This window comes from Gemella sp. GH3 (assembly GCF_013415425.1).
Classification (GTDB): Bacteria; Bacillota; Bacilli; order Staphylococcales; family Gemellaceae; genus Gemelliphila.
In genome coordinates this window covers 1-436 of record NZ_JACBYC010000145.1, presented here as the reverse complement: position 1 = coordinate 436, position 436 = coordinate 1, and the positions used below count along the sequence as shown (strand labels likewise).

At 31.4% G+C, this 436-nt stretch carries 1 protein-coding gene; it reads left to right on the top strand.

From position 1 onward, the window contains the following. The coding region (locus HZY83_RS05900) for a gamma-glutamyltransferase (RefSeq protein ID WP_179943133.1) at positions 1 to 436 on the top strand (436 nt) is incomplete at both ends.

The following is a 436-nucleotide window of genomic DNA, read 5'->3' as shown; positions in this document are numbered from 1 at the left end:
CAATCAAAATACATCTGACTCTATTAGCGATAATAGTGTTAAGAAAACGAGTACTTTACACTTTGTAGTCGTTGACAAACAAGGTCAAATGACGAGTACGACAAATACACTATCAGGATACTTTGGGTCTGGTAAATATATGGATGAAGGATTCTATATGAATAATTCCATGACGAACTTCTCTGATAATAAAGATAGTAACAATTATCATGCTAAAAATAATGTGCCAAGGTCATATATATCTCCAACAATTATAGTTGGACCAGACTACTATATGGGAATTGGTAGCCCTGGTGGAAATAAAATACCAACTATTCTTAATGAAGTAATTATTGATTACCTTAGAGGTAATGGATCGTTGCAAGATAGTATATATAAACCTAGATTTTATAATGATGGTAATACAGTACATTTTGAAAAAGGGATGAATAAAAAG